Raw genomic sequence first — 15,569 nt, 5'->3', positions numbered from 1 at the left:
TAGATAAAAAAAAGTCCTAGTCATTTTGATTAGGACTTTTTTTTTATGACATTTAATTTATGAATTTGGAGACGATTTACGACTACTTTCTCACCTGTGACTCAGTTTGCACAGATACACGGAAAATCACGAAAAACTGTATGTTTTTTGCTTTGAAAGGTGATCACTTTAACGGTAATGAATTTGCTGAAGAAGCCATTCAAAAAGGCGCATCCTATGCGATCATAGATGAAAATATAGAGAACAACAATGAGCAATGCATCGTTGTTGACAATGTATTAATCACCTTACAGCGCTTAGCCAACTACCATCGTAAACGGCTCAATGTTCCAATAATCTCTTTAACTGGAAGCAACGGAAAAACAACCACCAAAGAACTCATTAATAGTGTTCTGTCTACAACTTATAATACGCTCGCTACTCAAGGTAATCTCAACAATCATATTGGTGTACCTCTTACATTATTACGACTGACGAGTACTACAGAAATTGCCATTGTAGAAATGGGTGCCAATCACCAGAAGGAAATTGAATTTTTATGTGGCATCGCACAGCCAGATTACGGACTCATCACTAATTTTGGTAAAGCACATTTAGAAGGATTTGGCGGTATTGATGGTGTGATTAAAGGAAAATCAGAATTATATGACTATTTAAAAGCCAATCAAAAAACAGTTTTTATTAATACGGACGATAAAAAACAAATGATCCAAATTGGAAATTACACTAATGTTAGCACGTATGGAATGCGTTTAGATAATGATTGTGTAATTACTTTTGATAGTGCTAATCCGAATGTATCCTTAATTTATGATGATATTAAAATTGATAGTCAGCTTATTGGTGATTATAATTTTGGGAATATCGCTGTGGCAGTGGCTATTGGAAAGTATTTTGATGTTCCTTCTGAAAGCATCAAGCAAGCCATCGAAAATTACCAACCAAAAAATAATCGATCTGAAATTATAGAAAAAGGTGATAACAAGATTGTTCTCGATGCTTACAACGCCAACCCTACAAGTATGTTAGCTGCACTCCAAAATTTTAAACAATTACGAGCTGAGAAAAAATATTTGTTTCTAGGAGACATGTTTGAATTAGGTGCCCATGCTGAAATAGAACATCAAAGGATCGTTGACTTTTTAGAACGTCATTTTGAAGCTCAAATTTTTATCATTGGACAGAATTTTAAGAAAACCATCAGCAAAGAATCCACTCATGCATTTTCCAGTTTTGAGGATTTACAACCTATTCTTAAAACTCTTGATCTTCATAATGCCACGGTTTTAATTAAAGGCTCTCGAGGTATGGCTCTAGAACGGATTTTAAATTTTATTTAAAATTGTGTTTATGGTTTGAATTATTTGATCAAGCATAAAAAATCCATCCATAATAACATGGACGGATTAATAATTATCCAAATTTTGGTTTAGGTTTTTATTGATTACAATTAACCATCCATCCAATGCCGTATTTATCAGTGCACCGCCCAAAATAACCCCATTCTCTTTCTTTATAATTATGGTGTACTTGCCCTCCTTTAGATAAGGATTCGAATAAATTTTCACCTTTTGTTTTATCAGTAACGTCAATACTCATATTAATTTGATTTCCATTATTAAGAGGTGTGTCTGGTGATACATCATAGGCCATAAAATGAATATTCTTTCCTTTCAATTCGGCATGTTGTAGTTTATTTCTATATGAAGAAGGCACATCTATTTTTTTATCTTCATAAGTTTGATGATTGATGATTTCAGCATCAAACAATTCACCATAATAAGTTAATGCTTCTCGACAATTGCCATTAAACGATAAATAAGCTTGAATTTTCATGATTTTAAATTTTTAATTCTAATTAAGTTCAAATTTGAATTTAAAACAATCAAGGGTTAATCCTTAGCTGTTTTAAAACAATTTATTGCTCGTTTCCATTCTGCTAATCTGCAAACTCACATGAAGAAATTGGTAAGTAAAGCTTATGCCTTGGTCTCCGTAAGTTAGAAAAACGACACTCAGATCAAACACGTATCGCTAATTAAAATTTATGGGCAGTTAAAATTTATACCGCTTGTTTTTTGGACAAAAAAAAATCTACACTTCCGTGTAGATTTTTTTGTGGGTCATACTGGATTCGAACCAGTGACTTCTACCCTGTCAAGGTAACACTCTAAACCAACTGAGTTAATGACCCAAAACACTCAAAAAACCAAAAAAGTCTACATCTCTGTAGACTTCTGTGGGCGCGAAGGGATTCGAACCCCTGACCCCTTGGGTGTAAACCAAGTGCTCTGAACCAACTGAGCTACGCGCCCTAATTATTGGACTGCAAATATAGTCTAGTTTTTTAATTACCAAAAGCTTTTTTAAAAAAAAATTCAATAATTTTTGCAAATAATTACTAGTCAAAAAACTAAGGTTCTATATCCCTTTCTAATTTATTTTGATATTTTTAAACTTTATAAAATCGCAGCTTGAAATATATCTCTTTTATAGACCAACTTGGCATTGACATCCATCAATTAAAGCACATTGATGCCCAAGGCATTATTAAATTGCAAAAGCAGCTTAAAGCGAAAGCTATGCTAGGGGATGCGAACAATCTTGGAGATCTTGCCAGTTTAATCGAAAAGCTGAAAGATGCATCCACAAGGGATTGTCATGTATTTGTTGAAAATCACGTTTGGCTAAAACAGTTATTGTCTGGAAATTTTAATGACATCCAGCAAAATGAAATTTCAGTCAATGATGCATTGATTTCAGACGAGGAAAATCTCAAGTATTTTTTGGCGCCTTTTCTCAGAGAACACATCAAACTATTTTTATCGGAAACATTAAATAAAGGCAAGTATGTTCTGATATTAAAAGTGCTCACTCATCACCATCAATTATTTTCGGAAGAAATCAATCAATTGGTCATCAATTTTTTTAAAGCGCGTTTAAACTATGCGGCTGTATACTTGCGGGAAAAGCGTTTAAAGGACAAGGAATATCCAATAGCCTATATAAAAAATAAGGTTTTTATCAATTGCTTAAACGAATATCCTGATTGCTTTAACCTAGAAATGCAAGAACTCAATTCCGAAGTCATTGAAGTTTATAATTCTAAACGCCGAAATGTAAGCAATCCAGAATTTGTTTTTGCGGCCAAAGCGATGGTGGCCTTTGCCATTTTGGATACCTCGAGTGTCTTCTTGGAACAAACCTTAAAATCTAATGCAGATATCGCAAGGGAGTACACATATCCTTCGCGAAGAAGTCAGCGTACAGGATCTGGCTTTGGCGGTTGGAGTATTTTTGTAATTATTATGATTGTCTTACGCATCATTTTTTGGGCGAGTCAAAGCTCTTCGAGTTCTAACTATGATTATATCAACACGGGCGATTTCAATATTGGCACAAATGATCGCTTTCAACGACAAATAGATAGTATTGAGCGCGTGTACAATATTGAAAATGGTGTTGATATCGAAGAAACCGTTATCGAGTCTACTGAAAGGACTTATGATGATCGCTATAAATTAGAAAATCATCTCAAATTTATTTACACCCTAAAACTCAAAGTGAATAGAAACAAAATCGATGACAACGGTGATTTGACCTTATATCCTTTTTCAAACCCATATCCAATGACTTTTAATGAAATTTATAATGAAGTAGATAGCCAAGACAATACCTTAGTGAAAATAAACAATAAAAGCAGCAAAGACCTTATTGTTTTTAGACTTACTAATGGCGTTGACGAATCCATTTACATTCCAAAAAATGAAATTCTTTCTTTAGATATTACCAATAATGATTCCTTAGTTTTCTACACAGGCTTAACCTTTCTAAGCTCTAAATTTTCGCATTTCAAAACAGATGATGATCTCTCAGAGATGTACCAAATTACCAATGTAGACACTTCTGTAGAGAAAGAAATAACTATTTATCCATTTAAAGAAACGATACGTAAAGTAGAAAGTAGTTCTTCAGATAAAATACTAACCTCAAGAACACGAGAAGAACAATTAGACACTAAAAATGTAGAGCTCATCGAATTAAATATCGATCGCCTTTATACGAATTACTACAATAAAAAATATAGGAATTAGCCTAAACCAGTTCGACTATCATCCTTAAAGTTTTTCTGCTTCTCTTTTTCGTAATCAGGTAAAAGGGCAGACAAACCATAAACGATATGTCTCAAGGACTTATAATCCTGCTTTTCTAAGGCCTGATCACCTTGTTTAAAGAGTTTATCAGCTCTGCGTTGATTCGAAAATTCAGTACAAAACTTCAAATTCAAAAAATAAGAAATAAAGTTTTCATCACTTGATTGGATAATAGCGTCATATAACTCGTCCATTTCCTTTATTTTGGAACGAATTAAATATTTGTTGCCGGAATTAATGACCTCTTTTTCGTTTTTGATCATTCGTGCATACTTATCCCTAAAGCGTTCATTGCTATCATCATTTAAATGACGCTCCAATGTGGCTTTCGCATCGTTGTACTCCTCAATTTCCTTAGCTATAAGTTTATTGCGTGTTAAATCATCAAACTCCTGTATGAACTTACGTTTTTTATCGTCCAACTGAAATTTACTGTCGGATACATCATCATCATCAATGAGTGAGGCAGCAATTTGAGTTTCTATCAATCCAACACGTATGGTTTCCAACTTTTGTGAATATTCAAAATTCTCTTCAGAATTATGTGTTTTTATCAAGGCTTCAACATCTCCTAAAACCGTATTAATTTCTAGGTTTATTTTAGCAATACTAATGGCTCTCTCCGATTCGCTAAACACATTATTGAATTCTTGATCACACGACTGTAAAAAGACGTTGATTTTAAGATCACGAGATTCTGTAACTTCAATTTCTATTTCAATATCTGTCCCTTTTATTAAATCTTCTTCTAGGTCCATACCAGATATCTCAATATATCCAATGCTCAAACCTGAACTCGGCAAACCTTTGGCCTGTCCTTCAATAATATTAATAATGAGATTCGACTTTGATTTTTGTAGAATCGTTTTAGAAGCTGTTTTGTAAATCTTCTTTCTTAATGGTAAAATACTGCCTTTTGCAAAGATTCTTTCAAGTCGTGTCGTGGAGGCATCCAAATCGTCCACTTCCATACAAATATCATTTGGTAAGGGCTGTCCTTGAACATTATAACTACCTTGATTGATAGCCACAGCATGCATAACTTTCAATACGTCCAATTCCGAACTCAAAAATTGAATTTTAAATTGGTTCAACCGACCTTCTAGTAATGGTACAAACTCAGAAAAGGAACCATCTTCCAATGTCTTGACGCCAGAATCATAACCACCATCTTTTCGCATGAGTCTAAAGCTACTCACCTTATCTGAGGATACTTTACCTGAAATTAGCTCTTCAGTGTCTCTTGTGTTTTGTTCATAGAATAATTTTACGTCTACAGTTTCTACCTGTGACTTATCTTGTTCTAAAGGCGATTCTGCGGCCGTAGACGGTTTAGAGCCTGCATAATACGCAGCACCTAGCACCACAGCAGACGTAGGATCAATGGCATTATTAACTTCCACACCAATAACTTCCGAAATACGCTTCTTAATTAGAGGCACGTAAGTACTTCCTCCTATCAATATCACACGAGCTATCTGTGAGTTCAGTAATTGGTTATTGGAGATCACATCTTGAATAAATGTGACCGTTTGTTCCACTTTTGGTGAAATTAAATGCTCAAATTGTTCACGTTTAATCAATAATTGCTCAAAGACATTGGTGTCATGAATATCAATATCTAATTCAATTTCGGTCTCGTCATAGTGTGACAATTCCTTTTTTGCTTCTTCAGCTAATTTCAATAATTCGAAATAAAGACCTTTGTATTGTGTGGTTTTAGATTTGAGGGATTTCCAGAGATTTTCAATACCAAGTTTTTCCTCAATAAAAGGCACAATAATATGCTCAACAATGAGATTGTCAAAATCAGCACCTCCTAAATAATTATCACCTAGGTTATCCCTAACATTCAGCTCGCGATCATTCACTTCAACCAAGGCCACATCAAAAGTACCACCACCAAAATCATATACAATCCAATGTTCCTTATGAGTGATATCTAGATTAGAAGTGTTAGCAAATGCCAAACAAGCGGCAATTGGCTCTTGTAACAAGACAACTTCTTGAAAACCGGCCATGTAACCTGCCTTTTTAGTGGCATTAGACTGAATCGTATCAAAAGAAGCTGGAACGGTGATTACTACTGAATTTAAATTTTCTTCATCATTGACAAAGTTCTTAAGCTCCTTTAAAATGAGTGATGACAATTCAATGGGTGTTAACTCTTTATCAATTGCAGGGACTTCATACGTGTCTTGTGTCCCCATTTTACGCTTAAAAAGCATGCAAATGTTTTCGGCATCCTTCTCTAAATAATCTAGAGCTTTATCGCCTATGACCGTTCTATTTCCACGAAAAGCAACACATGACGGTAATGTTTGCTTTAATCCTAACGGATTGTTATATATTTTGATATTTCCATCATCGTATTTAGCAATAAGACTGTTGGTCGTTCCTAAATCTATGGCAAAGTTTATGGTTTTCATTTGAGACTATTCTACAATTACAATTCCTTTTTGTAGGAGTTTGGTTTCATTATTTTCAATTTGATAAATAACTGGTTTTAAAACTTTGGTGATGGTAGATTTACGACTTAAATCACCTAAAATATTTGCTTCTACATCGGTCATTTCGTTTCGATAAGTTTGACCCAAAGGGTTCACAATTTGAAACCCTAAAGATTCAAATTCATGGTAAATTCGTTCAAAATACCGATGACCACTCTCGTTGTTTTCTTTTTTTAACCTTGAATCCAATGCAAATATTTGGTTGATTATTTCAGTCATTTTAAAAAATTGAATTGAATTTTAAATATACAAATAAATCGAGTTTAGACGATTTCAGCGACAACAAATGTGCTTCCTCCAATAAATATAAGATCTTCTTGAGTAGCCTTTTCTTTTGCCGCCTCAAGAGCCGTTTTTACACTATCATATGTACTTCCTTGAAAACCCTTGGCACTAAAAATAGATTTAAGAGATTTTTCATCAAGTCCGCGTGGAACATCTGGTCTACAAAAATAATATTGGGCCTGTTTTGGTAATATGGGTAAAATGGCATCCACATCTTTGTCGTTAACGACTCCAAAAACAATATGCAGTTGTTTATAGGTTTCCATGCGTAATTGTTTTACGATGTATCTTAAACCCTCTTTATTGTGAGCTGTATCACAAATTATTTTGGGCGATTCTTGCAACACCTGCCAGCGACCTTTAAGTCCTGTATTTGCAACAACATTTGCCAAACCTCTCATGAGACTGGTTTCAGAAATTTGATATCCCTGTTGATTGAGTACTTTAACAGACTGAACTACCGTTTTTTTATTGTGTTTTTGATAGAGTCCTTTTAAATCACTGGAATATTCGTTATCCTGTGACTCGTCCGCAAAAAAGATATCAGATTGTCGTTCTTTGGCTATTTTCAAAAATACAGGTTTTGTCTCATCTTGTGATTCTCCAATAACTACAGGAACATTAGGTTTAATAATGCCTGCTTTCTCATTGGCGATTTCTTCGTACGTATCTCCTAAAAATTGCGTGTGGTCCAAGCCAATATTTGTAATGATGGCTAATTCGGGAACAATAATGTTTGTCGAATCCAAACGACCACCAAGTCCCACTTCAATAATAGCAATATCTACTTTTTTTCGAGCGAAATAATCAAACGCTAATCCGACGGTCATTTCAAAAAATGACAGATAGTGCGACTCAAAAAAAGACTGATGACGCTTTATAAATCCGATGACGTATTGCTTATTTATGTCTTTACCATTAATTTTAATACGCTCTCTAAAATCTTTTAAATGTGGTGATGTATACAAGCCTACTTTTAATCCAGATTCTTGTAAAATAGAGGCCAACATATGACTTGTAGAACCTTTCCCGTTCGTTCCTGCCACATGAATGCTTCTAAATTTTAATTCTGGATGATTAAGATGTTTTGCTAATAGCCTTGTATTGGATAGGTCTTTTTTAAAAGCAGACCTTCCTTGTTTCTGATACATCGGTAACTGTTGAAACATCCAGTTGACAGTATCTTGATAATTCATTGCTAATTCGACGGTGTGAAGTTGACACTTACTTTACCATATTGTCTAGCAGGTGCTTTTGAATCTGCTGGCCATTTATAAGACATGGCAATTTTTCTAGCTTGTTCTTTTAAACAAGCTGTGGCATTACTACTACCCTTAACACCAGGAGTAGCATCAATCACATTTCCGTTTTGATTAACCACAATATCTACCACTATGAGCCCATATTCATTCTCACAGCCCTCAAAGACTTTATAACTCGGTTTACCTCGTCCATTCAATCCGTAACCCATACCACCATTACCAACACCCGGTCTTCCAGTATAAGGAGCATAAGGACTACCATCCAAATCTCCTTTATCTCCTGGACCATCACCTGGTCCTTCACCATCAGAAGTTGGTCCTTCCGAATTTTTTACACCACCAATAAGCGCATCCAATTTATCCTTCTTAGCTTGCTCTTCTTTTCGTTTTCGTTCCTCTTCGGCTTTTCTAAGATCCTCTTGACGTTTTGCTTCTGCTTGAGCTTTGGCTTCAGCTTCTTTGGCTTTTTTTATGGCAATCGCCTCTGCAGATTCATTAGTCAAGACATCCTCTGCCTGACTATTTGGTTTCGACGTTTCTTCAACTTGGGTCTCCTCAGGTTGCGATTCTTTCTTAGTTACTTGTTCTTTAACTCTTGATTTAATGGGTTCCGTTGGTTGAATTTTACCTGAACCAACTGGTGAATTACCAAAGTTAACAGCCACACCATATTCCAAAGGTGGATCCATATATGCACACCCTCGTACTACAAATAAAAGCAATAGCAGAATCGTCACAATCAAAGTTGTAATTTTTGCTGAATTTTGCTCGTGTTTTGTTTGAAAGTATTTCATTAATTAACTGAGTTGACTAATCCCTTTTAGATTTATAGCAATAGTTGTTCCGAAGATTAAATCAAGGTCTTAATTATTGGGTTTAACCGCTAAAATGACTTTAAATTTATTCCTATTAGCAATGTCCATGACTTTGACCACGTTCTCAACTGGCACCGATTTTTCAGCTCTAAGAACTACAGTAGGTTGGTCTTGATTAGCCAATGCAGAAATTAATTCATTCTCCAAGACACTTTCACCAACCCGCTTTTGATCGATATAATAGGTCAAATCTTTTTTGATACTGACGGCAACGGAACGCTTGTTTTCTGTTTTACCACTCGCCTTGGGCAATAAAATATCAATAGCATTGGTGGTAACCAACGTTGAGGCCAACATGAAAAAGATCAATAGCAAGAATACAATATCAGTCATTGAAGACATATTGAATTCTGGCGTGACTTTATTTCTTCCTCTTAAATTCATTAAATAGGTTCGTTTAAGTGATCTAAAAACTCCAAGGAGTTGGCTTCCATTTGATAAACAACCTTATCTGTTTTCACTACCAAATGATTGTACGCTATGTATCCCACAATACCAACAATAAGTCCTGCCACAGTTGTAGTCATTGCTGTGTATAAACCATCTGCTAATAATTTGATATCAATTTGACCTCCAGAATTGGCGATCTCAAAAATAGATAGGATCATTCCAATCACAGTTCCTAAAAACCCAATCATTGGAGCTGCACCGGAAATGGTCGCTAAGACACTAACATTTTTTTCTAACCCATATATTTCTAGTCGGCCTGCATTTTCAATGGCGGTATTAATGTCATCTAAAGGTTTTCCTATTCTCGTAATGCCTTTATTAATGAGTCGTGACACTGGTGAATTGACTTGAGCACAAAGCACTTGTGCCGAGTCAATTTTCCCATTACTCACATGGTCTTTAATTTGATTCATAAAATTCGCATCTATCTTGGAAGCTGCCTTAATCGCGAATAGACGTTCGAAATAAATATAAATAGCCACAATGAGTAGAATAAATAAAACAGCAATAATGACTTGACCAGCTGCTCCTCCGCTACTAATGAGTTCTATAATGGATAAAGTCTTTTCAGTGGACTCAGGATCAGTAATGACCTCTGCTCCTTCTTGAATATTACCTTGTAATATCATAGTGTTTAAAATTAAAAATTACGTTTTTAACTATTGTAATAACGACGCTTTTCTGTATTAAGTATGTCTGTTAAAATATTGTTCTGGTAAACATAAAAGCAACAGCGCCCGCCAAAAATCCAATGAGAGCTAACCAAGAGATTTTCTTTAAATACCAGAAAAAGTCAATTTTCTCCATTCCCATAGCTACAACTCCAGCCGCAGAACCTATAATAAGCATGCTACCTCCAGTTCCAGCAGAGTAGGCAATGAAATGCCAAAGTTCGTTATCAATTGGTTCAGAGAACATCCCTAAACTTGCTGCTACTAATGGTACATTATCGATAACAGCCGAACCAACACCTAAGAGAAGTACCACCAAATCGGAAACGCCTTCATGATGTAATTCTGTTCCTAACATTGGCATGTTATCTTGCAGTGTTGTTGCAAATCCGAACAAAATACCCAAGGACTCCAAGGCTGCAACAGCCATTAAAATTCCGAGGAAAAATAAGATACTTGGCAGTTCTATTTTAGATAACGAATGATGAACTGGACTGTGGTGTGCGTGTGCATCGCTTTCGTCAGAATCGTGACTAGAAATACTAAATTTTGAATTACTATAAATTTCAGCAAAAATAGCGACGACGCCTAAAGCCAACATCATTCCAACATAAGGTGGAAGATGGGTCACTGTTTTAAAAATAGGCACTGATACAATACCTCCCAAACCTAAGTAAAGCATGGTTGAACTGAACTTACTTTTAGGTTGTTCACTTCTTTCATCAGTACTTTGATCCAACTTGCCTTTAAATGGTTTTAAGAATGATGCCACAAAAAACGGAACCAGCATACATAAAAGTGATGGTATAAAAAGATACACAAATAAGTGTCCGGTAGTCACCTTGTTGCCAATCCATAGCATCGTAGTCGTTACATCTCCAATTGGTGACCAAGCACCACCAGCATTTGCTGCAATAATAATCAAACCAGCGTACCAAATACGAACATCGCGATCATAGACTAATTTTTGTAAAATTGAAATCAATACAATTGTAGCCGTTAGGTTATCAATAATCGCTGAGAGAATGAATGCTAAAAATCCAAAAATCCAAAGAATTCTCTTTTTACTTTTGGTTTTTATAAAACTCTTGATTGTTGAGAAACCATCAAAATAATCTATAATTTCTACAATAGTCATTGCGCCTAATAAAAACACTAATATTTCTGCAGTTTTGCCTAGATGATGTAAAAGCGTTTCTTCCATGATGTGCATTTTACTATCATGTTCCATTCCAGAAAACCCGTCAACGAGTCCATGATTAGCAGAATCAAACCATTGCGGGAAAGAGTCAATCCCCAAAGAAATTAATGCCCAACTTATGGCCATCATGACCAAAGCTGGAATAAGCTTATCAATTTTGATACTGTGTTCAACAGTGATTGCTAAATATCCTAAGGCAAATACTAAGACTATTATTGTTTCCATAGTTGGTTTATTATATTAGTTGTGTTAAGGCAATTTCGAAGGCTGTCGCACTAACACCAGTTTTCGACTGGTTTTTTTCGTAAACCTTTTGGATTGCTTTTTTTATAATTTCTGAAGTGTCATTAAAAATAGCCTCATCGGTCATTTGCACTTTACGCTCCATAAAATAGGCAAAGACGCGCGCCATTCCGCAATTAGAGATAAAATCAGGAATTAAACTCACACGATTATCGGTATGTTCCATAATACTTCCGAAGAAGATTTCCTTATCTGCAAATGGCACATTGGCACCACATGAAATAACCTCCAATCCCGTATGGATCATTTGATCAATTTGATCCTGTGTGATCAACCTAGAGGCCGCACAAGGCGCAAATATTTCAGTTTCAAGCGACCAAATTCTGTCATTCATTTCTGAAAACGGAATCAAATGCTCACTCACTAATGAGTTCCCTGTCTTATTTAAATAAAGCTCTGTAATTTCTTCAAACGTAAAACCTTCCTCGTTGATTAATCCACCGACAATATCAATGATACCAACGACCTTTGCTCCCATCTGTGCTAAATAAAAAGCTGCTGCGGCACCTACATTACCAAAACCTTGAACAATAGCTCGCTTCCCGATAATCGAATCACCGTGAACATCATAAAAATGCTTTGCTGCCTCTGCCACACCAAAGCCTGTTATCATGTCAGCAACGGTATATTTTTTAGCCACACTTGGTGAGTATTTTGGGTTTTCGATCACCTTGATGACGCCATGACGTAATTGCCCGATTCGATTAATTTTATCGGCTTGAGTGGGTTTAAAATGCCCCTCAAAAACACCTTCTTGGGGATGCCAAACACCGCTTTCTTCTGTGATAGGGATAACTTCGTGAATCTCGTCTACATTTAAATCACCACCTGTTCCATAATAACTTTTGAGTAATGGTGATACGGCTTTATACCAGCGTTCTAAAACACCTTTTTTTCTTGGGTCTTTAGGATCGAAGTTGATGCCTGATTTCGCTCCTCCGATCGCTGGACCAGAAACTGTAAACTTGACTTCCATGGTTTTGGCGAGTGACAAGACTTCATTCATATCCAAACCTTTCCGCATACGCGTACCACCACCTGCAGCTCCACCTCTTAAAGAGTTTATGACTGTCCAGCCTTCAGCTTCAGTTTCAGGGTCTTTCCAATTAAATATAATTTCAGGGTCTTTATCCTCGTACTTTTGAAGTAATTCTTTCATTTAGTTAGTTATTCTTTAACAAATATAAAAAACAAAAAATCGCTTTATATTAATTTTACAATAATTTTAGGGATTAAAAATAGAACCAGAACAATGGTCTTGACTTGCTCCAGTAACACTAGATAAACAATTGATTTCATCTGTTAATTTCAATACTCCTAAAAGCCCAAAAATTAGAGCTTCTTTATAGTCGATTAAGACATTATCTGGTCTATTCAAGGTGATATTTTTTAATTTTTTGATTCTATCAATTAAGAAGTCATTATAAGTTCCTCCTCCTGTGAATAAGACATTGGCATTTATGTTTAAGTTATTTGTAATTTGTATCGCAATGTGCTCAGTGAATGTTCGAAGCATATCCTCTACAGAACATTCATAAGCATCTAAAATAGGATATATCTTTTGTTCCACCCACTCAATACCGAGAGACTTAGGTGGAGATGCCTTATAATATTCGAGGGCATTTAATGCATCCAATAATGTAACATGCACATTCCCAACTTTAGCCATTGCACCGCTCGCATCAAATTCCAGTCCCTTCTTCTTCGCATACTTATTCAATACAACATTAACTGGACAGATGTCAAAGGCTATTCTAGTTGTGTTTTGATCAAAAGAAATATTAGCAAACCCTCCCAAATTTATACAAGCATCATATTCTGAGAACAATAACTTATCACCTATAGGAACTAATGGTGCTCCTTGTCCTCCAAGCTCTACATCCTGAATCCTAAAATCACATACCACTACATGATTCGTCAATTTCGTTAGCAAAGGTAAATTACCAATCTGATGAGTGATGCCTTTATCAGGCTGATGTAATGCCGTATGTCCATGCGAACAGATAGCATCCAATTGCTCAATCTTATTTTTGCCTATAAAACTATTAATGATAGATGCTAAATAGGTGGTATAATCCTTATCTATAATTTTTAATTCCTCGGCATCTAAGCCTACCAAATGAGACAATATTTCAGCCCATTTTACTGAATATGAAACAGTTTCAACGGCAAGCAAATTAAACGACCATATTTGATCATATTTAAAACTTATATGTGCTAAATCAATACCGTCTAAAGAGGTACCAGACATGACACCAATAACGTTGTAATTTGTTTTTGTCATATTCAGTAAAAATAACAATCCTTATTGAAAATATACTTATAAAGAGTTATCTTTGGTCTCTATTTTTATCAAATCAATAATTTACACTTATAATGGATTTTAGTTTAACCGAAGAGCATATTATGATTCGTGATGCTGCTCGAGATTTTGCACAAACCGAATTACTTCCAGGCGTCATAGAACGTGATGAAAAACAACAATTCCCTAAAGAATTAGTCAAAAAAATGGCTGAACTTGGTTTTATGGGAATCATGGTAGATCCGAAATACGGAGGAAGTGGTATGGATGCTATTTCATATGTCCTGATTATGGAAGAATTATCCAAAGTTGATGCATCGGCTTCAGTAATGGTCTCTGTTAACAATTCTTTGGTTTGTTATGGATTAGAAGCTTATGGAACGGAAGCTCAAAAGGAAAAATATTTGACAAAATTGGCAACAGGTGAATTTATTGGTGCCTTTTGTTTAAGTGAACCAGAAGCGGGTAGTGATGCCACTTCTCAAGCGACCACTGCTGTCGATAAAGGTGATCATTATGTGATTAACGGGACCAAAAACTGGATTACAAACGGTGGACGAAGTGATGTTTACTTAGTTATTGCTCAAACAGATAGAGATAAAGGTCATAGAGGCATCAACGCTTTCATCGTTGAAAAAGGCATGGAAGGTTTTGACATTGGTCCAAAAGAAGATAAATTAGGAATTCGTGGTAGTGACACGCATACCTTACAATTTAATGATGTTAAAGTACCAAAGGAAAATAGGATAGGTGAAGACGGGTTTGGTTTTAAATTTGCTATGAAAACACTATCTGGTGGCCGAATTGGCATCGCAGCTCAAGCTTTAGGTATCGCTTCAGGTGCCTATGAATTAGCTTTAAAATATTCTAAAGAACGAAAGGCTTTCGGCACTGAGATCTGCAATCATCAAGCCATTGCATTTAAGCTAGCTGATATGTACACTGAAATTGAAGCAGCTCGAATGTTAGTCATGAAAGCCGCTTGGGACAAAGATCAAGGGAACAACTACGATATGTCGAGTGCAATGGCAAAGCTTTTTGCCTCAAAAGTAGCGATGGAACAAACGGTAGAAGCTGTTCAAATACATGGTGGTAATGGTTTTGTAAAAGAATACCATGTAGAGCGGTTAATGCGCGACGCAAAGATTACTCAAATTTATGAAGGGACTTCTGAAATTCAGAAAATTGTAATTTCGAGAGGCGTAATCAAGGGATAAGTTTTATTTAATAATCTTTATATCAAGCTCTTTGTGAAAACAAAGGGCTTTTTTTGTTGATATTAAGGTTTTTTGTGAAATCAAGTTAATCATAAAAGATTAACCCTCAATAAAAAATGATACTTGACCATTATGTTCAACCGAATGTCAATTCTGTTCAGTTTAAAACCCACTATTTTACACTAACAATACGTTCAAATTGAATATAAAAACAAAAAAGCCCTTCATAATAAAATGAAGGGCTTTCAAAAAAGGCGGCGACCTACTCTCCCACGGATGCAGTACCATCGGCGCAAATGGGCTTAACTTCTCTGTTCGGAATGGTAAGAGGTGAGCCCC

At 35.6% G+C, this 15,569-nt stretch carries 13 protein-coding genes, 2 tRNA genes and 1 rRNA gene; 3 read left to right on the top strand and 13 right to left on the bottom strand.

Going from position 1 to position 15,569, the window contains the following annotated elements; translation table 11 throughout:
* Nucleotides 1-59 precede the first annotated feature (59 nt).
* Nucleotides 60-1,340 carry a UDP-N-acetylmuramoyl-tripeptide--D-alanyl-D-alanine ligase gene (locus ACU8DI_RS09170; RefSeq protein ID WP_447112476.1) on the top strand — a complete coding sequence of 427 codons (1,281 nt, stop codon included), beginning with the start codon at nucleotides 60-62 and terminating at the stop codon, nucleotides 1,338-1,340.
* Between the two features lie 97 nt (nucleotides 1,341-1,437).
* Here ACU8DI_RS09170 and ACU8DI_RS09165 read toward each other — a convergent pair whose 3' ends face one another.
* The 3 genes from ACU8DI_RS09165 to ACU8DI_RS09155 form a co-directional block, all read right to left on the bottom strand.
* Complete coding sequence (locus ACU8DI_RS09165; protein ID WP_447112475.1) at nucleotides 1,438-1,836, bottom strand: VOC family protein; 399 nt, start codon at nucleotides 1,834-1,836, stop codon at nucleotides 1,438-1,440.
* A gap of 283 nt (nucleotides 1,837-2,119) precedes the next feature.
* A tRNA-Val gene (locus ACU8DI_RS09160) sits at nucleotides 2,120-2,194 on the bottom strand.
* Nucleotides 2,195-2,240: 46 nt separating this feature from the next.
* Nucleotides 2,241-2,315, bottom strand: a tRNA-Val gene (locus ACU8DI_RS09155).
* Nucleotides 2,316-2,474: 159 nt separating this feature from the next.
* On the opposite strand from ACU8DI_RS09155, the gene ACU8DI_RS09150 reads away from it, so the two are divergent.
* On the top strand, nucleotides 2,475-4,094 hold the full coding sequence (locus ACU8DI_RS09150; protein WP_447112474.1) for a hypothetical protein: 1,620 nt from the start codon (nucleotides 2,475-2,477) through the stop codon (nucleotides 4,092-4,094).
* On the opposite strand, the gene ACU8DI_RS09145 is transcribed toward ACU8DI_RS09150, so the two are convergent.
* From ACU8DI_RS09145 to ACU8DI_RS09105, 9 genes are all read right to left on the bottom strand, one after another.
* Nucleotides 4,091-6,583, bottom strand: a complete 2,493-nt coding sequence (locus ACU8DI_RS09145; protein ID WP_447112473.1) for an Hsp70 family protein — start codon at nucleotides 6,581-6,583, stop codon at nucleotides 4,091-4,093. The genes ACU8DI_RS09150 and ACU8DI_RS09145 overlap by 4 nt on opposite strands.
* A gap of 6 nt (nucleotides 6,584-6,589) precedes the next feature.
* Nucleotides 6,590-6,883 (bottom strand): hypothetical protein, encoded by a 294-nt coding sequence (locus ACU8DI_RS09140; RefSeq protein ID WP_447112472.1) that lies wholly within the window; start codon nucleotides 6,881-6,883, stop codon nucleotides 6,590-6,592.
* A 44-nt stretch (nucleotides 6,884-6,927) separates the two neighbouring features.
* The gene (locus ACU8DI_RS09135; RefSeq protein WP_447112471.1) at nucleotides 6,928-8,145 is read right to left on the bottom strand and encodes a bifunctional folylpolyglutamate synthase/dihydrofolate synthase; all 1,218 of its coding nucleotides are present in this window, start codon (nucleotides 8,143-8,145) and stop codon (nucleotides 6,928-6,930) included.
* 2 nt (nucleotides 8,146-8,147) lie between these two features.
* The gene (locus ACU8DI_RS09130; RefSeq protein WP_447112470.1) at nucleotides 8,148-9,005 is read right to left on the bottom strand and encodes an energy transducer TonB; all 858 of its coding nucleotides are present in this window, start codon (nucleotides 9,003-9,005) and stop codon (nucleotides 8,148-8,150) included.
* A 69-nt stretch (nucleotides 9,006-9,074) separates the two neighbouring features.
* Nucleotides 9,075-9,470, bottom strand: a complete 396-nt coding sequence (locus tag ACU8DI_RS09125; protein ID WP_447112469.1) for an ExbD/TolR family protein — start codon at nucleotides 9,468-9,470, stop codon at nucleotides 9,075-9,077.
* On the bottom strand, nucleotides 9,470-10,165 hold the full coding sequence (locus ACU8DI_RS09120) for a MotA/TolQ/ExbB proton channel family protein (protein ID WP_447112468.1): 696 nt from the start codon (nucleotides 10,163-10,165) through the stop codon (nucleotides 9,470-9,472). Before ACU8DI_RS09120 ends, ACU8DI_RS09125 begins: the two co-directional genes overlap by 1 nt.
* A gap of 70 nt (nucleotides 10,166-10,235) precedes the next feature.
* Nucleotides 10,236-11,633, bottom strand: coding sequence for a sodium:proton antiporter NhaD (gene nhaD / locus ACU8DI_RS09115; protein ID WP_447112467.1), 1,398 nt, complete (start codon nucleotides 11,631-11,633; stop codon nucleotides 10,236-10,238).
* Nucleotides 11,634-11,643: 10 nt separating this feature from the next.
* On the bottom strand, nucleotides 11,644-12,870 hold the full coding sequence (locus tag ACU8DI_RS09110; RefSeq protein WP_447112466.1) for a Glu/Leu/Phe/Val dehydrogenase dimerization domain-containing protein: 1,227 nt from the start codon (nucleotides 12,868-12,870) through the stop codon (nucleotides 11,644-11,646).
* 66 nt (nucleotides 12,871-12,936) lie between these two features.
* Nucleotides 12,937-13,995 carry an anhydro-N-acetylmuramic acid kinase gene (locus ACU8DI_RS09105; protein WP_447112465.1) on the bottom strand — a complete coding sequence of 353 codons (1,059 nt, stop codon included), beginning with the start codon at nucleotides 13,993-13,995 and terminating at the stop codon, nucleotides 12,937-12,939.
* A 92-nt stretch (nucleotides 13,996-14,087) separates the two neighbouring features.
* On the opposite strand from ACU8DI_RS09105, the gene ACU8DI_RS09100 reads away from it, so the two are divergent.
* Entirely contained in the window at nucleotides 14,088-15,230 is a 1,143-nt protein-coding gene (locus tag ACU8DI_RS09100; RefSeq protein WP_447112464.1) for an acyl-CoA dehydrogenase, read from the top strand.
* 249 nt (nucleotides 15,231-15,479) lie between these two features.
* On the opposite strand, the gene rrf is transcribed toward ACU8DI_RS09100, so the two are convergent.
* Nucleotides 15,480-15,569: ribosomal RNA gene (rrf, locus tag ACU8DI_RS09095) — 5S ribosomal RNA — on the bottom strand; the annotation flags it as partial.

The organism is Psychroserpens sp. BH13MA-6 (genome assembly GCF_052983595.1).
The sequence above is the reverse complement of the archived record's forward strand: the minus strand, read 5'-3'. Positions and strand labels throughout refer to the sequence as shown.